Source organism: Paenisporosarcina sp. TG-14 (assembly GCF_000297555.1).
GTDB lineage: Bacteria > Bacillota > Bacilli > Bacillales_A > Planococcaceae > Paenisporosarcina > Paenisporosarcina antarctica.
The window spans coordinates 14900-35113 of record NZ_AMGD01000009.1; the positions used below are offsets into that span (position 1 = coordinate 14900).

The 20214-nt window shown below is 36.4% G+C and carries 23 protein-coding genes; 19 read left to right on the forward strand and 4 right to left on the reverse strand.

The genetic code is table 11. The annotated features are described in order from the left end of the window. The first annotated feature begins 200 nt into the window (after positions 1–200). Positions 201–650 (forward strand): YlbF family regulator, encoded by a 450-nt coding sequence (locus C406_RS0104120; RefSeq protein WP_017379328.1) that lies wholly within the window; start codon positions 201–203, stop codon positions 648–650. Positions 651–735: 85 nt separating this feature from the next. On the opposite strand, the gene C406_RS0104125 is transcribed toward C406_RS0104120, so the two are convergent. Continuing rightward, positions 736–1644, reverse strand: coding sequence for a glycerophosphodiester phosphodiesterase (locus tag C406_RS0104125; RefSeq protein WP_017379329.1), 909 nt, complete (start codon positions 1642–1644; stop codon positions 736–738). Between the two features lie 490 nt (positions 1645–2134). On the opposite strand from C406_RS0104125, the gene C406_RS0104130 reads away from it, so the two are divergent. Further along, positions 2135–2407, forward strand: coding sequence for a YlbG family protein (locus C406_RS0104130; protein ID WP_017379330.1), 273 nt, complete (start codon positions 2135–2137; stop codon positions 2405–2407). 1 nt (position 2408) lies between these two features. On the opposite strand, the gene C406_RS0104135 is transcribed toward C406_RS0104130, so the two are convergent. Then, positions 2409–2798, reverse strand: a complete 390-nt coding sequence (locus C406_RS0104135) for a DUF7147 family protein (protein WP_017379331.1) — start codon at positions 2796–2798, stop codon at positions 2409–2411. Positions 2799–2915: 117 nt separating this feature from the next. Between C406_RS0104135 and rsmD the strand changes: the two genes are divergently transcribed. Continuing rightward, complete coding sequence (rsmD, locus tag C406_RS0104140) at positions 2916–3485, forward strand: 16S rRNA (guanine(966)-N(2))-methyltransferase RsmD (protein WP_017379332.1); 570 nt, start codon at positions 2916–2918, stop codon at positions 3483–3485. Then, positions 3478–3963: a pantetheine-phosphate adenylyltransferase gene (gene coaD, locus C406_RS0104145; protein WP_017379333.1), complete on the forward strand. Its 486-nt coding sequence runs from the start codon at positions 3478–3480 to the stop codon at positions 3961–3963. Before rsmD ends, coaD begins: the two co-directional genes overlap by 8 nt. Positions 3964–3985: 22 nt before the next feature. Here coaD and C406_RS0104150 read toward each other — a convergent pair whose 3' ends face one another. After that, the gene (locus C406_RS0104150; RefSeq protein WP_237740506.1) at positions 3986–4819 is read right to left on the reverse strand and encodes a hypothetical protein; all 834 of its coding nucleotides are present in this window, start codon (positions 4817–4819) and stop codon (positions 3986–3988) included. Positions 4820–4976: 157 nt separating this feature from the next. Here C406_RS0104150 and C406_RS0104155 point away from each other — a divergent pair, with 157 nt between their 5' ends. After that, positions 4977–6026 carry a SepM family pheromone-processing serine protease gene (locus C406_RS0104155; protein ID WP_017379335.1) on the forward strand — a complete coding sequence of 350 codons (1050 nt, stop codon included), beginning with the start codon at positions 4977–4979 and terminating at the stop codon, positions 6024–6026. A gap of 2 nt (positions 6027–6028) precedes the next feature. Here C406_RS0104155 and C406_RS0104160 read toward each other — a convergent pair whose 3' ends face one another. After that, positions 6029–7240 (reverse strand): nucleotidyltransferase, encoded by a 1212-nt coding sequence (locus tag C406_RS0104160; RefSeq protein ID WP_017379336.1) that lies wholly within the window; start codon positions 7238–7240, stop codon positions 6029–6031. A gap of 123 nt (positions 7241–7363) precedes the next feature. On the opposite strand from C406_RS0104160, the gene C406_RS0104165 reads away from it, so the two are divergent. From C406_RS0104165 to C406_RS0104230, 14 genes are all read left to right on the forward strand, one after another. Next, on the forward strand, positions 7364–7894 hold the full coding sequence (locus C406_RS0104165) for a YceD family protein (protein ID WP_017379337.1): 531 nt from the start codon (positions 7364–7366) through the stop codon (positions 7892–7894). A 22-nt stretch (positions 7895–7916) separates the two neighbouring features. Then, on the forward strand, positions 7917–8090 hold the full coding sequence (rpmF, locus tag C406_RS0104170) for a 50S ribosomal protein L32 (RefSeq protein WP_017379338.1): 174 nt from the start codon (positions 7917–7919) through the stop codon (positions 8088–8090). 86 nt (positions 8091–8176) lie between these two features. Further along, positions 8177–8938, forward strand: a complete 762-nt coding sequence (locus C406_RS0104175; protein ID WP_017379339.1) for an enoyl-CoA hydratase/isomerase family protein — start codon at positions 8177–8179, stop codon at positions 8936–8938. A 76-nt stretch (positions 8939–9014) separates the two neighbouring features. Further along, a complete protein-coding gene (locus tag C406_RS0104180; protein WP_017379340.1) occupies positions 9015–9395 on the forward strand; it encodes a hypothetical protein in 381 nt (126 codons plus the stop codon). Between the two features lie 165 nt (positions 9396–9560). Then, positions 9561–10919, forward strand: coding sequence for an acetyl-CoA carboxylase biotin carboxylase subunit (locus C406_RS0104185; RefSeq protein ID WP_017379341.1), 1359 nt, complete (start codon positions 9561–9563; stop codon positions 10917–10919). Next, the gene (locus C406_RS0104190; protein WP_017379342.1) at positions 10916–11128 is read left to right on the forward strand and encodes an acetyl-CoA carboxylase biotin carboxyl carrier protein subunit; all 213 of its coding nucleotides are present in this window, start codon (positions 10916–10918) and stop codon (positions 11126–11128) included. The genes C406_RS0104185 and C406_RS0104190 overlap by 4 nt, the downstream gene beginning before the upstream one ends. Positions 11129–11173: 45 nt before the next feature. Further along, a complete protein-coding gene (locus C406_RS0104195; RefSeq protein ID WP_017379343.1) occupies positions 11174–12715 on the forward strand; it encodes an acyl-CoA carboxylase subunit beta in 1542 nt (513 codons plus the stop codon). Positions 12716–12835: 120 nt separating this feature from the next. Continuing rightward, complete coding sequence (locus C406_RS0104200; protein ID WP_017379344.1) at positions 12836–13786, forward strand: ketopantoate reductase family protein; 951 nt, start codon at positions 12836–12838, stop codon at positions 13784–13786. Continuing rightward, entirely contained in the window at positions 13761–14168 is a 408-nt protein-coding gene (locus tag C406_RS0104205) for a DUF3397 domain-containing protein (protein WP_036654112.1), read from the forward strand. Before C406_RS0104200 ends, C406_RS0104205 begins: the two co-directional genes overlap by 26 nt. 85 nt (positions 14169–14253) lie before the next feature. Continuing rightward, on the forward strand, positions 14254–15867 hold the full coding sequence (bshC, locus tag C406_RS0104210; protein WP_017379346.1) for a bacillithiol biosynthesis cysteine-adding enzyme BshC: 1614 nt from the start codon (positions 14254–14256) through the stop codon (positions 15865–15867). 177 nt (positions 15868–16044) lie between these two features. Continuing rightward, positions 16045–16476, forward strand: a complete 432-nt coding sequence (mraZ, locus tag C406_RS0104215) for a division/cell wall cluster transcriptional repressor MraZ (RefSeq protein WP_017379347.1) — start codon at positions 16045–16047, stop codon at positions 16474–16476. 190 nt (positions 16477–16666) lie between these two features. Continuing rightward, the gene (gene rsmH, locus C406_RS0104220; RefSeq protein ID WP_017379348.1) at positions 16667–17617 is read left to right on the forward strand and encodes a 16S rRNA (cytosine(1402)-N(4))-methyltransferase RsmH; all 951 of its coding nucleotides are present in this window, start codon (positions 16667–16669) and stop codon (positions 17615–17617) included. Then, positions 17618–17986 carry a cell division protein FtsL gene (ftsL, locus tag C406_RS0104225; RefSeq protein ID WP_017379349.1) on the forward strand — a complete coding sequence of 123 codons (369 nt, stop codon included), beginning with the start codon at positions 17618–17620 and terminating at the stop codon, positions 17984–17986. Positions 17987–18057: 71 nt separating this feature from the next. Beyond that, on the forward strand, positions 18058–20184 hold the full coding sequence (locus C406_RS0104230; RefSeq protein WP_337471367.1) for a penicillin-binding protein: 2127 nt from the start codon (positions 18058–18060) through the stop codon (positions 20182–20184). The last annotated feature ends 30 nt before the right edge of the window (positions 20185–20214 follow it).

Consider the following 20214-nt stretch of genomic DNA (forward strand, 5'->3'; position numbering starts at 1 on the left):
TCCCCAGATTGTTTCTTTTTTTAACCATCCATCCAATTAATAATTATGGATAAATCTTCGTTTGTGGACTGCTCGATAATATTTTGAAATTGCGTGTATAGCTGTTCTTTCATTTCAATGTTCCTAAATTTTAGCAAATTCAGTTGATTTAATTTCGTCAGTCAATCTGTTATGATAAGAATAGATTGGGGGAATGTCCGATGATGATGACATTAGAATGGGCAAACATCATGGATGAAGGAGATAGTTTAACTCAGATGATTTTATCCTCCGAACAGGCTGAACGCTTTAAAGAAGCTTATTTTGAAGTCTATACAGATGACTTATTAAAAATACAAATTGCTTCTTTTACACGTTTAAAAGAACAGTATGAAGAAGTTCAACGCTTCGGAAGGTATCATCCTGACTATCAACAAGTGATGAAGTCTATTCGTGTACAAAAACGCGCACTCGATATGAATGAACGCGTTGCCACTTTAAAATTAGCTGAAAACGAATTACAAGATTTGTTAGATGGAGTCAGCTTACTAATAGGTAAAACCGTATCTGAATCAGTCGAGGTCCCAGTAAGCAATCCGTTCTTTACAACTGCATCATCTTGTAGCACAGGAAGTTGTGGAACTGGTGGTTCTTGCGGCTGTTCAGCTTAATTATAAAAGCTTCGGGTCTAGACCGTTTTAAAGGATTGAATGTCATAAGAAAAAGGATGTGCTTATTACTCGCACATCCTTTTTCTTATGCAAAATTGTCAGGGAGCAATGACAATGCTAAATCGGGTCGGTCTGTAATAATTCCCTTTGCACCTAATTGTAATAGTCTTTCTATTGTTTGAGAATCATTAATGGTCCAGTAATGAACAGATACATTTAAGTTGGTTAAGAAGTTAATAAATCCTTCACTATCTAAAGGGAAAACACCAGATTTTACTGGAATTTGAACTACGTCTGCACGAGGATGATATAAATGTCCAAATTGACTTGTAAACGCAGAATATGCTTTACGAACTTCTTTTACGCCAGCACCTAAAGCTACAGAATTTTGTGCATATAAATTGAATCTGTCGATTTGTTCGTCATAGAAACTTGTGACGACAATACGGTTTTGAACGTTAAGTTCTTCAATTAATCGCCATAATTTTGAAGGAATTAAACTACCTTCATATGTTTCAGGAGAATCCTTCATATCAATATTAATTAACATTTGTGGAAACTCTTCAAACAATTCTCTTAGCGTAATGACTGTTTCACCTTGACCGCGATACTCAAATTCTTGATGGTCATTAACAAACTGATAACCAAGATCAAAAGCCTTTAGTTCAGAAAGTGTCAGATCAGCAACACGTCCAGAACCGTCAGTTGTACGATCTACATATTCGTCATGAAAAACTATGATTTCTTCATTTTTTGTTAGTCTAATGTCAATTTCAAATCCGTGGACACCAAGTTCCGCTGATTTTTTGAAAGCGACCATTGAGTTTTCAGGGGCTATTAGAGAGCCACCACGATGAGCTAAAATAATTGGATGTTCATACTGCAGTGATACTTTATCTTGTCGTTTTTGAGGTTTTGAGATAGCTTTAGAGCCTGCCCAAGCAGCGGCACCAGCTGCTGCTATTGCAATTGCTACTTTTGTCTTCTTTCCCATACATAATTCCTCCTCATGCAAATATTGCTTTTGTTATTATAAAGGAAATTATAGCAATTAGAAAGTGGTATATGCCACTTAGCTAGAATTCACCAAAGAAAGAATTGGGTAGTTTTAGCTAGATCAACAAAGAGGGGTTTTAGGAACCTCTATGTAAATAGCATGTAAGTAAAATCTTAATCGAAATAATTTATTAAATGTGTTTTGTGTTTGCCTTCCGGTAACGAGTTTCGTAATACGCTTTCCAACTTTGCCCCGTTTACCAGCATTCACATACCTACAAATTTTATCTAAGAAATAAAATAATGAAAACCTCATGTATTCCAAATTTCAAATAAATCTTTTTTGAAGCCTTTCTCCTTATTCTTATCAACAGATGAATAAGGATTTCAACCGTTTTTATCCCATTAAATAAATTGGCAGGCTTCAAGCAGTTGCGAACATTTTCCTTCATATGGTATTCTTCTAAGTAAGAAAAGAGGGAACTCGCATGAATGACCGACAAGGACTAATTGTATATGTGCATCATTTAAAACAAGCGAAATCGCTGAGAAAATATGGCCATGTTCAATATATTTCTCGAAAACTAAAGTATGTTGTAATGTATTGCGACCTCGATCAAATTGAAACAATTTCAACGAAGTTACAGAAACTTCCGTTTGTTAAAGAAGTCAGCCCATCTTACCGTCCTTTTGTGAAAACTGAATATGAAAATTCTAAACCAGATAAAGCGAAAGAATATGATTACAAAACTGGCTTATAAGTTAGCTTAGAGGTGGCAATATATGATGCAATCTCAGTACCCCTGTTAAATACTGATGATACAAAGCTGGTTCTGCAAAATAGGATGAATGTTTAACTTCTAGACGGTGTGGGGAGTAATTTTTTTCCTTCATCGTCTTTTCGACTAATTGGATTCGTTTGCTCGTTTTTTCAAGTGAATATTCAATACCTTCTCGACAGAAGTAAATAGGCATAAATTTGCTTTCACTTGCTGGCTTTAAAATAAGGGCAACACTTAATTTTTTGACGTCCTTTAAAACTGATGTGAAAATACATACATTGTGAAAACGACCTTCATTTGTTTCAAGTAATTCCATCCATTCATAAATATCGCTATAACCTTCTCCGAGTTCAATAAAGCGTTGAATCATAAGAGAATGACACATCCTTTCCATACAGTCATCTTATCACGGCATTAGCTATGAAGCATACGAAAAAAAATAGGTATGCCTATATGAATACCGGTGAATCGGACAAGGAGGAACTACATGAGAGTAATATCTGGAACACGCAAAGGGCTTCCTTTGAAAGCAGTGCCAGGAACAGGCACCAGACCAACAACTGATAAAGTGAAAGAATCGATTTTTAATATGATTGGACCCTATTTTGATGGTGGACTTGCTGTCGATTTATTTGCGGGGAGCGGGGGACTTGGCATTGAATCGCTCAGTCGTGGTATAGACACATGTATATTTATTGAAAAGGACCCACATGCCATACCCGTAATTTATGAAAATTTAAAAAAGTGTAAATTAGAAGATCAAGCGGAAGTGTATAAAGCAGATGCGACTCGTGCAATCAAAGCTTTAGAGAAAAGACAAGCTCGTATAGACTTACTTTTTTTGGATCCACCTTATCAAAAAGTAGGCTATTATGAATTAATTGAACAGTTCGTTGATAAAAACTTATTGACGGAAGATGCCATCATTTTATGTGAACATGAAAAAGGAGTGGACCTTAAAAGTCATTACGGATCGTTTACTCTGACTAGAAAAGAAATATATGGTAGCACAATTATTTCGATTTATCGACAGGAAGAAGGAGAAAGAAATGTCTAAGATTGCAGTGGTTCCAGGAAGTTTTGACCCCATAACATTTGGTCATTTAGATATTATTAAGCGAGGTGCATCTGTTTTTGATGAGATTCATGTGGTCGTATTAAATAATTCATCTAAAAAATCACTATTTACGGTTGAAGAAAGAATGGCTTTGATTAGTGAAGTGACAGCTTCTTTACCCAATGTTCATGTTGATTCTTTTTCTGGTTTACTTGTAGAATACGCTAAAAATGTCAATGCACATGCCATTGTCAGAGGTTTACGAGCTGTCTCAGATTTTGAGTACGAAATGCAAATCACGTCAATGAACAGAGTTCTTAATGAAAAAATTGAAACGTTTTTTATCATGACAAATAATCAATATTCATTCCTAAGTTCAAGCATTGTAAAAGAAGTTGCCAAATATGGTGGGAATATTTCTGAATTAGTACCTAAACAAGTGGAAGCAGCATTGAAAATGAAATTTGGTTTTAAATAAAAAGCAAGCTCCTTGATTTTATTTAAAGGAAAAGAAAACAACTTCCTACAAATAAAAGAAAATGGAATAAACGATACATAACATATGGTCTTAACGACAGTTGAGCTGATTTTGCCAATACAAAAATTTGCATATGTATACTCAAGCCGTTAAAGGAAAGAATGGAGACAGCTAAAAGAGGAAAAAGTGCCTCCATCTGAAACAACTGGTGAGCTATTTCTAGCCCAGCTGTCATTTCAAAAAAAGAATAAATGATAACGGTTACTTGATTAGGTATTTCATCAAAAATAAATGTCATACTTTCTCTGATGACCGTACTAATGGTTGTGAAGAACACAACTGTAGTTGCTACTAAGAGTAAAATAGAAGAAGCTTGATGGATGCCTTCACTTAGTGGAGAAGAAACAGACTTTGCCACTTGGTCATTTTTTGGAAGAGTAGGCATGGGAATAAACACATGAAGAAATACTAAAAAAATGAGATTGATACTATGTAGAATTATCAATATTAAGATACCTGTATTGACGGATAAAAGAAATTGGCTACCAACAACGCCTACAACAAACATTGGGCTAGGTGCATGACAAATGCCAAGTAAGTGACTAGCGTGACGTTTACTAATCATGCTTGATTGTGCAAGTGTTGAGATAGTGGCTGCACCTGTCGGAAAACCACCAAAAGCACCAATTGTATATATTTTGATACTATTGCCCACATGAGATTGCCATTTATTTTTTTTGTAAAGTTCATACAACAACCATTGAGAGACGACTAAATATGGTAATAAATAAGGTAACAGACGCTTTAAAAAAACTTCAATTCCTAGTTGTGCACCTTGATGAGTAATTTCAGGCATAAAGATAAACAATATCATTAGAAACCAACAAATGAATAGATTGGTTTTATGTAGCATGTGAGAATACCCCGTTTCAACCGTTTTGTCAGAAGTAAAGTTAAAGTGCTAAACTATATATATGCATAAAGAATGCTTGTCATCATGGAGGTGAGTAAACATGCCAAAGAAAAGTACGATTAGTTTTTTCTTGATTTGTATTTTTCTAGTAAGCGCTACTTTTTATCCTGTTGATGCTTACATCACAAAACCTGGAGGAGCTTATCCTCTAAAACCGTTAGTAACTGTGCAAGATGGGGACCAAGATGATGAAGGATCTATGAGTTTAATGACCATAGGTTTAGCAAAAGCTACACCATTTACATATGCGTGGGCTAAAGTGTCTGATGAACAAAAAATATTGCAATCAAATCATGTGAGAAATCCTGATGAAGATGATGAAGAATATACGGTTCGTCAATTGCATCTCATGTCACAATCACAGTTTAATGCGATACAAATTGCATTTAAAAAAGCAGGAAAACCATATGAAATAACTACTAAAGGTATATTTATATTAAATGTATTACCAAATGGAGCGGCCGACGGTTTACTTAAAGCTGGAGACAGAATCATGCAAATTGATGGTATTGAAAGTAGTGACCAACAAAGTTTAATTGACTATTTGAAAGATAAAAAAGTAGGGGAGATCATCACTTTAAAAATAAAGCGTGATGAAAAATTGGAGACAATCGAAATTGAATTAAAACCAATCCCGTCTGATGAAAGTAGAGCAGGTCTTGGTATTTCATTTAGTGAAGATAAAGATATTACTACTTCTCCAACAGTGAAGATTAAATCAGAGGAAATTGGTGGTCCTTCAGCTGGCTTAATGTTTACACTAGAAATCTTAAATCAGTTAATGGATGAAGATTTAACAAAAGGCTATTCTATGGCTGGAACAGGCACAATGAAAGATACTGGTGAAGTTGGTCGTATAGGTGGGATTGATTTAAAAGTAATTACTGCTGATAAAGCGGATGTAGAGGTTTTCTTTGCACCAGACGATGTGTTACCGGAGGAAGTTTTGAAAAAAAATCCTTCTTTGCGTTCTAATTACTTAGAAGCTAAAGAAATGGCTGAAAAAATAGGCACGAAGATGAAAATCGTGCCTGTCAAAACAGTAGATGATGCACTTGAATTTATAGAAAAACTTGAGCCGAAAAAATAATTTTAGATGATAATGGGTGGATTTCGATAATCAAATCCAGTGGGCTGCTTAATTTTATTTGATTGTAGTCCCAAATGATATAAATCAGATGCATGAATATCTAAATCTAATAAAGAGTCTTTTATTGCGGCTACTCGACTAACGAGAGGCAATGAAAGATTTTTTTTCTTATGATTAAGGTATTTCTGTCCATTGTGTGTCATGCCAAGCACTCGAATATATTTCGGATTTTTATGTGAATTTAAAGCTTCCCACGTAAAACCTGTATAAATATGTGTGAGCATCCGCTGAATACGTGTCCAGGTGTATCTTTTAGATTTCACACATGCCATAAATTCTTCAAATGTCTCACATTTCTTTGCTGCTTCGTAAATTAAATGCTCTATTCCTTCTGTCACTTCTGCGTATGTGGCAAGTTCTTTTACAGAAGAACGAATAATCGTAAATCGGAGTAAGGGCCAAAACTGTTGCCAGCTACCAAATACACCAATCGAATCTTTCCAGTTTAATAAATGTTCAAGAGATGTTTGTGGCATAAAGTTTGCCAATGCTTCGATTGATCCATCATCGAAAATAGCCTTACGTATGCCTGTAGCGCTTGCAATTGATTGACTGTGTTCTACGTCATCATGGTAATTAGCTACAACGCGTTGGATGGTAACAGGTTTAATACGCGCATTTATTTGATACGCTGCTTCTAAATAATGATAGCCAAGAATATTGTTTGGTTTTGATAAGTCCACAAAATTTATTTCTGAGTTGCTTGTTATCTCAGTGTAAGCCTCATTTAACGCTTTTGGATAACTTAAACCAAGCTTCATGTATTGTTTGATCAATTTTTGGTAATCCTCTTGATGTGTAGTAATTACTTCATATGAGCGAGCAAAGGGTTCTATAGAACCTTCTTCACTACCAAAACAAAAATCATCACACCCAATAGCTTCTAATAAATCAATTGAACCACGTGCAAAGTCGCTAGCTTGTGCGGTTGCAAATACATAAGGGAGTTCGATCACGATATCAACACCAGCCTTTAAGGCCATTTCAGTTCGTGTCCACTTGTTTACAAGTGCTGGTTCTCCTCGTTGTAAAAAGTTTCCGCTCATAACCGCAATAATAATATCTGCCGCTGTTTTTTTTCTTGATTCTTTGATATGATATAAATGTCCGTTATGAAATGGATTATGTTCAACGATTATACCGGTTGCTTTCAAGTTGTTGACCCCCTATCATTACTATTGATTATACGGGTCAAAAATTGGAGTGACAAGAAATTATCTTGACATCTAATTTCCTGCATTATATAATCAACTTTGTTGTCTTGAGGTGATAAACGAATGAAATGGGCAATTCATCAACTATCTAAATATCGCCATAACGGGATGCCAATTGATGAAACGATTCTATTGGATGATGTTATGACACGTAACCCGGACATCCGGAAAATATCACCCGTTCATGTAAAAGGGCACTGCACATTCGGTGCAGAGCAAATGACTTGTCATTTTCAACTGACAGGCATCCTAACTTTACCATGTTCTCGAACATGGGAAGATGTTGAGTATCCGTTTGATATTCAAACCGATGAGCTTTTTAGTTGGTCAGAAAAACATAAGGTAGACGATGGAGAAATTCATTATGTAGAAGGTGATGTTGTAAATGTCGACCCTGTACTTGAAGAATTAATTCTAGTCGAAATTCCTTTTCAAGTGTTTAAGGAAGATGCTAACCATCTACCGATTGCTGGCGGCAAAAACTGGTCGTACTTAACAGAAGAGGAATTGTCTGTGAAAGAAGAAAATGAACCTAAAAAATCGGATCCTAGACTTGCTGATTTAGCTAAGTATTTTGATCAAACAGACGAATAACGATCTGTAAGGAGGTGCCACAATGGCTGTACCGTTTAGAAAGACTTCTAAAGCAGTTAAACGAAAGCGTCGTACGCATTTCAAATTATCCCTACCTGGTATGGTAGCTTGTCCAAACTGTAATGAATCAAAATTGGCTCACCATATTTGTAAATCATGCGGATATTACAAAGGGAAAGAAGTAATGAGCAAATAATTCAGTATTTGTTCAATATAAAGACTACCAGAGAGACCATGGCTCTCTGGTAGTCTTTTTCTCTATTTACTAGGAGGCTACTGCACATGACATTCACCATAAATCGTGAGGAAAATATTTTACGTTTCACCATAAACCGACCTAAAGTTCGTAATGCAATAAATCACGAAGTCATTGCTGGATTTGAGAGTCTAGTTACATCTGTACATAATGATTCAACTATACAATTTGTCGTCATTACAGGCGAAGGTAATGAAGCGTTTTGTTCTGGAGGAGATTTGTCTATCTTTCACGGACTCCAAACAGAGGAAGATGCTTTTCCCATGCTTAACCGAATGGCGACTGCCCTATATAATATCGCAACCCTTCCTGTGCCTGTCATTGCACTTGTCAATGGACATGCGGTCGGAGGTGGCTGTGAAATTGCCACAGCATGTGACTTCCGATTAGTATCTTCACACGCAAAAGCTGGATTTATTCAAGGGTCCCTTGCTATTACTAGTGGTTGGGGTGGTGGAACATATTTATTTGAAAAATTAGCTAGGCAAGATATAGCTATGCAAATGTTATGTGAAGCGAAACCTTTACTTGCGCATAGCCTTTTAGATAATGGCTGGGCAACGCAACTATACGACGGTAACAAAGAACAAGCGTTAGAAACGTTTGTGCATGAGATGAAACAAGTAGAAGCATCTGTTCACCGAGCCTATAAACAGATGTTAATACGTAAATGGACTGAGCAAAAGCTACTAGAGCAAATAAAAGAAGAAGTCAAAACTTGTTCAAAGCTATGGGCAGCTGATGAGCATCATGAGGCTGTTCAAAAGTTCTTAAAGAAACGAAAATAACTTGAATAGATTGTTCACCGACTTCTATTTTTTTTCCTTGCGTCATATAGTAGAAAAAACGCGAGGTGAAGATGATATGAATGAAGTGAAAAGAAAAGATCAATGGACTCCTGATGATGACCAAAAATTAGTAACTACTGTTTTGGAAATAGTGAAAAATGGTGGCACACAAATTTATGCATTTGAAGTAGCTGCTGAAAAACTTTCAAGAACAAAACAGGCTTGTGGATTTAGATGGAATAAAACATTAAGACATACGTATGGACAAGACTTAAATAATGCGAAACAAAAATATCAACATCCAATGCATACACATTTAAAGCAAGCGATGTCTAGTTATGATGAATTATTAGAAGCGCATAATAGACTACAAAAAGAACATGCTCAGTTGAAAACATATGTGCAACAAATTCAGCGAGTATGTTTAGAAAGTCCCTTTGTACATCAAAAAAACTAATGTATTTTCATAAAGCTGTCTCTTTAAAGATTAAATCTTTAAAGAAACAGCTTATTTTTTTGTCTAGTTTGAATATTTCTTTAATAAAACTTGAAATAGTTTTCATTTTTCGTATAGACTAAGGTAGATGGAACTTAATGTTCGAATAACTTAGGGGGACAACTAATGCAAAAAGTGTTAATTGCAAACAGGGGAGAAATTGCACGACGTATTATCAAAACATGTAAAAAGTTAAATATTGAAACAGTAGCAATTTATGCTGAAGCAGATGCTGATTTACCTTATGTAAAAGAAGCAGACTCAGCATTTTTAATTGGTCCAAGCCAAGTGCAACAATCGTATTTAAAAGTGGATGATATTTTAGCATTAGCTAAGCGTGAAGGGGTTGACGCTATTCATCCGGGTTATGGTCTACTGTCAGAGAATTCAAGTTTTGCGCGTAAGATTGAAGAAGCGGGCATGATTTTTATCGGTCCAGATCCACAAACAATAGATACTATGGGCGATAAGATTGGTTCTCGTCAAACGATGAAAGCAGCAGGTGTGCCGGTAGTGCCAGGTACTGATGATGGTATAGAAACGCTTGAAGAGGCCATCCAAGAAGCTAAACTTATAGGTTACCCAATCATGCTTAAAGCAAGCAGTGGTGGCGGTGGAATCGGTATGATTCGCTGTGATAATGAACAAGCGCTCAGTCAGAACTTTGTTTCCGTGAAAACACGTGCAAAGGCTTACTTCGGAGACGATGTCGTCTTTTTAGAAAAGTATATTTCTGGCGGACGTCACATTGAAGTTCAAATTTTCGGTGACACACACGGTAATACTGTGCATTTGTTTGAACGAAACTGTTCAGTTCAACGTCGTAACCAAAAAGTGATTGAAGAGTCTCCTTCACCGAATTTCCCGAAACCTGCTCTCGAACGATTATTACAAGCGGCAGTTGATGCTGCTAAAGCAGTAAATTATCGTAATGCAGGGACTGTTGAATTTATTGTGGATGAAGATAATCAATTCTATTTCTTAGAAATGAATACAAGACTTCAAGTTGAGCACCCAGTGACGGAGGCAGTAACAGGTTTTGACTTAGTAGAGTGGCAATTAAAAGTCGCTAAGGGCGAGCTTCTTCCGGTGATTAATCAAGCAGATATACAGTCAAAAGGACACGCAATTGAGTTTCGAATTTATGCTGAAGATCCAAAAACGTTCTTCCCTTCTCCAGGAAATATTAAAAAACTTCAATGGGGATCAACAGAAGACATCCGAATTGATGCAGGTTATGAAGAAGGAAATACAGTAACGCCTTTCTATGACCCAATGATTGCAAAAGTAATTATTCAATCTGAAACACGAGATGAAGCGATTATTAAAGCACAAAAATTCTTTTCATCTGTTACGATTGAAGGTATTAAAACAAATGTACATTTGTTCCAAGAATTTTTAGGAGCAAAAGCATTCCAAGATGGAACTTATACTACTGCGGTATTGCCGCAATGGCTCGAACAACAAAAGGAGGAAATAAAATGAAACAAGTCCAATCTACAATGGCAGGAACAGTATTTAATATCATCGTTCAAGAAGGTGAAGAAGTAACGGTAGGACAAACTGTCATGATTTTAGAATCAATGAAAATGGAAATTCCGGTTGAAGCAGAAACAGCAGGTAAAATTGTGAAAGTTAATGCTCAAATAGGCGACTTCGTAAATGAAGGCGACGTACTTGTAACATTCGAATAAAACTCACTCGGGGTATGTGAGATTGAAACAAAGGGGGCAATATAATTGACGCAGAAAACAACATACAATGAACGCTTAGAAGAAAAGCTAACGACTATTTTCGCAGGTGGTCACTCGAAATATCATGAAAAAATGGTCGAACAAAATAAATTATTTGTCCGTGATCGTTTAGCGTTACTTTTTGATAATGGTGAGTATTTAGAAGATGGTCGTTTTGCAAACTGTGAAGCGGGAGATCTTCCGGCGGATGGTGTCGTAACAGCAACCGGCAAAGTCGGTGGACAACAAATATGTGTAATGGCAAATGATTCAACAGTTAAAGCAGGGTCATGGGGATCTCGTACTGTTGAAAAAATCATTCGTATTCAAGAGATAGCAGAGAAAACACGAGTGCCAATGCTTTATCTTGTCGATTCAGCTGGAGCACGTATTACGGATCAATTAGATATGTTCCCAAACCGACGCGGAGCAGGTAAAATATTCCATAACCAAGTACGAATGTCAGGATTTGTTCCGCAAATCTGTTTACTATTCGGACCATCTGCAGCTGGAGGAGCTTACATTCCTGCATTTTGTGATATCGTCATTATGGTTGAAGGCAATGCTTCTATGTACTTAGGATCACCGCGTATGGCAGAAAAAGTAATCGGTGAAAAAGTTACATTAGAAGAAATGGGCGGAGCTCGCATGCACTGTTCCGTTAGTGGTTGTGGCGATGTATTAGTAACTAGTGAACAACAAGCTATTTCTGAAGCTCGTCGTTATTTGGCTTACTTCCCAGCAAACTTTACTGAGAAGCCGAAAATGGTAGAACCAAAAGCTAATAAAGAAGGTCGCACACTTGAAGCGATTATTCCAGAAAATCAAAATGCACCATTTGATATGTATGAAGCCATCGATCAATTAATTGACGAAGGCTCACTCTTTGATGTGAAGAAATTATTTGCTCCGGAAATTATTACTTGCCTTGCGCGAATTGAAGGACGAGCTGTCGGGATTATTGCGAACCAACCGAAAGCTAAAGGTGGCGTATTATTTGGAGATTCTGCTGACAAAGCTGCGAAATTCATTAATTTATGTGATGCATTTGGCATTCCTTTGTTATTCTTAGCAGATGTTCCTGGATTTATGATTGGAACAAAAGTTGAGCGTGCTGGAATTATTCGACATGGCGCTAAATTAATTATGGCCATGAGTTCTGCAACAGTGCCAAAAATTTCAGTCATCGTAAGAAAAGCTTACGGGGCAGGGTTATACGCAATGGCTGGTCCAGCATTTGAACCAGATGTTTGTATCGCTTTACCTACTGCTCAAATTGCAGTAATGGGTCCAGAAGCAGCAGTAAATGCTGTGTTTTCGAACAAAATAGAGGCAATCGAAGATCCGAAAGAACGCGTGAAATTTGTTCAACAAAAACATCAAGAATATAAAGAAGAAATTGATATTTATAAATTAGCATCTGAATTGATTATTGATGAGATTGTTGCACCAAGTAATTTACGTGAAGTTCTTGCGATGCGTTTCCAAGCCTATAGTACGAAACATATTCCTCAACCGCCTCGTAAACATCCTGTTTATCCAGTATAAACAGGTAAGAGCTAGAGTAGGAGCTTACTATGTAAAAGAAGGCCTATGTAAATAGGTCTTCTTTTTTTTGAAGTTTAGACTTATGATAGAAAATATCAGTTTATTCTGAGTGGATATTGTTTGAATGAAAAATATATTAAACAATTAGTAGGAGTTGATTATGCATTGAAAGTGGTCATTGTTGGAGCGGGTGCCATTGGTTTACTCATTGGCTCATATTTAAGTGAGAGAAATCATGAAATTACATACATAACACGATCGACCGTGCAGGCTGAGAAGCTTAGATTACAAGGTATTACGCTAATTCAACCAAATAGCGAGAAAGTAAATAGGCAAGTCCAGGCTTTTGCGGATTTTGGACAAGCACCAACAGAGGCTCTATGGATAGTTGCGGTTAAATATCATCAATTAACTAACATAGAAGAGGAATTACAATCGCTGCCACTATCTACAACTCTGGTATTTGTTCAAAATGGACTTGCTCATCTTCAATGGATTAATCGATTAAAACATCAACAGATATACATAGCTACCATTGAGCATGGCGCGGTGAAGCAAGATGCGACTACTGTTCTTCATAAAGGAGTAGGGTTAACAAAAATTGCCCCTCATATTATGACATCGAAGGCACCCATAGATATATCAATCTTTCAAACTCCTTTCTTTCAAAGTGAGATGGTAGAGGACGCTTATAATATTGTTTTACGAAAAGTGGTTTTGAACGCTTGTATAAATCCAATAACCGCGATATTACAAATAAAAAATGGGGAACTGATTACAAATAGTCATGCTTTTCATCTAATGAAGTCTATATTTGAAGAAATTCTGTTGAGTTTTCCAGAAATTTCACAAACACTTACTTTTGAAGACGTAAAGGGACTTTGTGTCAAAACATCACAAAATTATTCTTCTATGCTGCAAGATCGACTAAATCATCGGAAAAGTGAAATTGAATCAATTGTAGGGGTGTTACTGCAAATGGCTGCAACTAAAGAGAGAGATTTACCGCTTTTAAGAACACTATATTATTTAGTTTTAGCTATTGATGAAAAAGGTGAATCTTTTGAGTAATGTTATTCAATCCGTTATCAGTTTTCTATTAGTATTTCCTATAGTCATGTTTTTAATAGTCTTCATAATCTCAAGAAAAGTAACTGGTAAATCTTCAAAAGCTTTTGGACATGCAGCAGATGTGACGACCTTCTTACTGTTCTTTACTGTTCCAATTGCCATTCAGTCATTATTTCAAATAGAAACAAGGGGAAGCATAGTGGCAATGGCGTTAATCATAAGCGCCATATTAACATTTCTTGATTGGAAATCAAAAAATGAAATTGAATTACTCCCTCTAATTAAAAAAATATGGAGATTTCTGTTTTTAGTTCTGACTCTCACTTACTTTGCAGTGTGGTGTTTAGGTCTAATAGTGAGATTAGTAAAGTACTTAAATTAAATACTTTATAAGTCGTTTGTTTTTCCTGTCTTGTCGTCAAATGATATAATCGGTTTGTATTTAGACGCAAAAGGAGTTTACCACATTGAAATTCGACCAAATTGATCAACCAAATAGTAGTTCTTTCCTAGTTGATTTCCATAATCAAAAGGAAGAACTTTTAAATTTTTTCCATTTTTTACCCAATGAGTATTCATATAAAAATCGAGCATTATCTTTGAAATCGCATCCAGTAAACCGAGGGCAACTGACAAAAGTAATACGCGAATACATGGCGTTTCTTCCGCAAAGCGATAAAGTTGATTTACACTTGGGCGAGTTAGAAAAAAATGCCCTAGTAGTCATTGGCGGTCAGCAAGCGGGATTACTTACAGGTCCTATGTATTCCATACATAAAGCAATATCAATTGTATTGTTAGCCAAACAACAACGTGAAGCTTTAGGAATTCCGGTTATACCAGTTTTTTGGATTGCTGGAGAGGACCATGACTTAGATGAAATTAACTCTACTTTCACTCCAAATCATGGACAATTACAAAAACATACGTATAATGATCGACCAAATCGAAAGCAAATGGCTTCTCATACCGCTGTGGAAGTTGAAAAATTACAATTATTCATTCGTGATGTCTTTAAGCAATTTACTGAAACGACTTATACAAAACAAATGCTTCAAAAATACTTAAAAATGGCACAACACGTGTCTACTTATAGCGAATTTTTCACAGTGATGATGCATGATTTTTTTGCAAAAGAAGGTTTGTTATTAATTGATGCCGCATACCAACCACTTCGTCAATATGAATCTCCATATTTTGTGAAAATGATTGAACATGCTCAAGAAATTGCTTCACTAGTTGTAGAACAAGAAACTAGTTTTCAACAAGCAGGTTATGGTCAGCCTATTCAAGCATCAAAAGATAGTGCCAACTTGTTTATTGTTGAAAATGGGGAGCGTTTCTTATTGAAGCATCACAATGGAGTATTTGTAAATGAAGTAGCAGGCTATCAATTTTCAAAACTACAATTACTTGACATCGCCAAAAATAATCCTGAACGCTTAAGTAATAATGTAGTTACCCGACCGCTAATGCAGGAAATGGTATTCCCTGTATTAGCATTTGTTGGAGGTCCGGGGGAATTAGCATATTGGGCTGCATTTAAGACCATGTTTGAACATTTTGACATGGAGTTACCCGTCATGGTCCCACGCCTGTCTATTACACTAGTAGATGGAAAGTCTTCGCGCTATTTAGACGAGATAGACCTCCGAGTGGAAAGTGTATTTAATGCTGATTTACAGGCTCACAAACAAGCATTTATGAATGATATTAAAGATGTTGTTGCAGAAGAAATGATTCAAGAAATGAAACTGACGTTAATTGAACAATACCAAAAGTTAGAAGATCATTTAGCAAAAGATAAACAACTTAATCTATTAACAAAGAAAAATTTACAACTTCATGACAAGCAGTTTACCTATTTGAGCAGAAAAATAGAAGATACGGATTTGTTACGTCATGAAGTGAAGATACGAAAGTACAATCATATCGAGGGTATTCTTTTTCCAGAATACACCTTACAAGAAAGATGGTTTAGTCCGTTGCTATTTTTAAATGAAGTGGGTCCAACATTTATTGAGGAGCTACTTTCACAACCTTTCGAATTTAATGGGAAACATACAATACTTTCATTTTAATATTAAAAGTCGTCTATTTTTTATGAGACGGCTTTTTTCTATGGGGGAAAAGGTTTTTTAGACGTTTCAACAAGTACTATTATCACATTTTTTGGTGTATCGTAAGAAATTTTAAAAAACTGGTGGAGGAAAGTGGGGGGATGTGGTACATTAATGACAATAAGTGGGGTGAGTAACATGTTCATGGGAGAATATCAACATAGTGTTGATGCGAAAGGCCGACTTATAATTCCGGCAAAATTTCGCGAGCACCTTGAAGAGACATTTGTAATTACACGTGGTCTTGATAACTGCTTATTCGGCTATCCTATGAATGAATGGCGAAAACTCGAAGAAAAATTAAAGGCTCTACCTGTGACAAAAAAAGATGCTCGTGCATTCACGCGGTTCTTCTTTTCAGGCGCAACAGAAGTTGAAATTGATAAACAAGGTCGTATTAATATCCCAAGTAATTTATTAGCTCATGCAAAAGTAGAAAAAGAATGTATCGTACTTGGAGTTTCAAGTCGAATTGAAATTTGGGCGAAAGATGCTTGGACATCCTATTTCAATGAATCTGAAGACTCGTTTAATGACTTAGCAGAAAATATGATTGGTTTTGATATATAAGGTTCGAATGCTAAAATCGCGACGTCCTGCTTCTGCGGTTACTCGTCGCAAAATTGAGTGTTGAGAAATTTTGTAGCAACGCCTTCATGACCCTATAAATGGGCACGCGTTCTAACCTGCAGAGCTAGACATAACGAATAGAGGCAATACGGCAACACAAATTTTTGACTTTAAAGAGGAGGACGATCCTTTGTTTAACCATACTACTGTATTACTTCAGGAAACTGTGGACGGATTGAACATTCGTCCAGATGGGATATATGTCGACTGCACCTTAGGCGGAGCAGGACATAGTGAATATTTAGTACAACAACTAAGTGATCAAGGGAAATTGATTTGCTTTGATCAAGACACAATAGCAATTGATAACGCCAAAATACGATTAGCAGACCATCTTCATAAAATAACGTTTGTCCATGCGAATTTTCGAGACATAAAAGAAGAATTACAAGCACTAGGAATTGAAAAAGTGGATGGTATTCTTTACGACTTAGGTGTATCTTCACCACAACTAGATACACCAGAACGAGGCTTTAGTTACAACCATGATGCACCACTAGATATGCGAATGGATACGACAGCAACACTTTCAGCATATGATGTTGTTAACGACTGGGAGTTTAATGATTTGGTTCGAATTTTCTATCGTTATGGAGAAGAAAAATTTTCTAAACGAATCGCTCGTAAAATTGAAGAAGCGAGAGAAATTGCTCCAATAAAAACAACAGGACAACTTGTTGAATTAATTAAAGACGGCATTCCAGCCCCAGCTAGAAGAAAAGGCGGTCATCCTGCTAAACGGGTGTTCCAAGCCATTCGTATAGCAGTTAATGATGAACTTGGGGCTGCCGAAGAATCTCTTCAAGATGCTATTAAAATGCTGGCATTAAATGGTCGAATCAGCGTGATTACGTTCCACTCACTGGAGGATCGTATTACGAAAACCATTTTTAAAGAAGCAGCATCATACCCAGATTTACCACCAAACTTACCAGTCATTCCAGAGGGTATGGAACCAATTTTGAAGTTAATCACAAGAAAACCTATTTTACCAAGTGAAGAAGAATTACTGCATAACAATCGCTCTCGCTCAGCTAAGCTTCGAATTGTAGAAAAAATAATTGATAAAGGACGTGATTAGATGGCAATGCATGCTAGAACACAATCTACTTACATAAAGCAGCCTGTCTTTAACCCGCAGCCTGGATTCAAACCCGAGATTAAATCTAATAGAAAAAAAGTAACAAAAGGTGAAAAAATTCTACTTGTCCTATTTGTATCTGTAGTTGCACTGTTATGTGTGATGATTTTACAAACGCAAGCAAGTATTCATTCATCAACTCAAGACATACAAACAATTAACCTACGAATTGATGAAACGAAAAAACAAAATACAGATTTGTCTATTCAAGTAAGCGAACTTTCAACATATGAACGTGTATGGGAAAAAGCAAAAGGACTTGGTTTCAAACTTAACGAGCAAAATGTGAAAGTAGTACAGGGACAATGAAAATGAAGTTTAGATTTCAATGGGGAGCCTTTCTGATGTTTTTGTTCTACGGAGGGCTCTTTTTTTTATTGTTGTCACGGATTATTTTTATCCAAGTCACAGGAGAAGCAGATGGTCAAGAACTTGCTGCTAAGGCTGCCGCTAAATATGAAAGAGAACAAATAATTAATGCAAGTCGCGGGAAAATTGTGGATAGAAATAATGAAGTAATCGCTGAAGACACATTAAGTTATCGTTTAATAGCTGTCATAAGTCCGAAAGCTACTACAAATGCAAAGAAACCAAAACATGTAAATGATGTGGATAAAACAGCTGATGTACTAGCTAAATACTTACCAATATCCAAAGAAAAATTAGTGGAACGCTTATCTAAAGAAGGCCCTTACCAAGTAGAATTTGGTTCTAGCGGTCGTGATATTAGTCATAAAGTCATGACGGAAATTTCGGAGCAGAATTTACCTGGAATTGTCTTTGTAAGAGATTTAAAACGTTTTTACCCAAATGGTATATTTGCTTCTCACTTAATTGGTTTTGCTGTAAAAGAGGAACAAGAAGATTTATCATTCAAAACTAACGGGAAAATGGGAATTGAATCGATTTATAATAAACAACTAACGGGTAAAAATGGCAAAGTGCAATATGATAGTGATTTGTGGGGGTATTTGTTACCGAACTCTGAAAAGATGGTAACACCTGCACAAGATGGCTACAATATTCATGTCACACTTGATAAAAAAGTGCAAAACTTTTTAGAAGATGCAATGAGTCGGGTGGAAGAAGAATACCAACCAGAAAAAATGCTCGCAATAGTAGCTGACCCAAAAACTGGTGAAATATTAGGTATGAGTCAGCGACCGTCCTTTGACCCAGAAACACGTGAAGGTTTGACGACAAACTGGTTAAACGAGGCAATCGAAAATACGATTGAACCTGGATCTACTATGAAAGCTTTCACTGTAGCTGCAGCAATTGAAGAAGGAAAATGGGAACCGAATGCTTGGTACAAATCTGGTCAATATAAAATGTATGACCGAATTATCCGTGATCATAATCGTGTGGGATGGGGAACAATTACTTATTTAGAAGGATTCCAACGTTCATCAAACGTGGCGATGGCCTATTTACTAGAACGTTTAGGAGGCGAAACGTTTGTAGAATATGTGAAGAAATTTGGTTTTGGTGAACAAACAGGTATTGACCTACCTAACGAAGCTTCAGGGAAAATTGTTGAAGATAATCCTATCAGCCGTTTAACAACCACATACGGACAAGGGTCTACTGTTACACCGATGCAAATAATTCAAGCTACAACAGCAATTGCTAATGATGGTATTATGATGCAACCATATGTTATTGATAAAGTGGTAAATCCTCTGACTAAAGAAGTAGTCAGTAATCATAAAGCAATTGAAGCAGGCAAGCCTATATCTGCTGCAACCGCAAAACAAGTTCGAGAGCTATTAGCTTCAACTGTTACGTCTGAAAATGGAACTGCCAAAAGGTTTGAACTAAGCGATTATTCAGTTGCAGGTAAAACCGGTACTGCTCAACAACCAGATGGTAAAGGGAACTATTTATCGGGTACAGATAGTTACTTGTATTCATTTATTGGAATGGCCCCTGCTGAAGACCCTCAACTTGTTGTCTACATTGCAGTGAGCAAACCTAAACTAGAAGTCAATGAAGTGGGTTCTATGCCTGTATCGGAGATTTTTAGATCCGTTACAGAAAATAGTTTAAAGTACATGAATATTAAACCTGAAGAAGTAAAATCTATCCCTACCGTTACTGTTCCAGAAGTTAAGGGGAAAGATGTTACCGTTGCCCAAAATCAAATGGTCGAACAAAAAGTAAATCCAGTTTTAATTGGTGATACTGGCAAAGTAAAAGAACAATTCCCTGCTTCAGGTACTGAAACTCTTCCTGGAAGTCTAGTTTTGTTAAAAACTAATGGTCCTATAACGATTCCTGATTTTACAAATTGGTCAAAACGACATGTTTTAGTTTATCAAGTGTTATCTGGACTAAACATTGAAGTGCTCGGAGACGGGTATGTTGTAAGTCAAAGTGTCACCAAAGGGACAGTGTCAAAAAAACAAACACCAATTGTTATTAAATTACAAACGCCAGAAGAAACCAATAAAAATGTCCAAAAAGAAACAGAAGAAGATGAAGAGGAAACACCTCCTGAAGAATAAACAGTGAATAGGCACTCCTTTTCTATCATA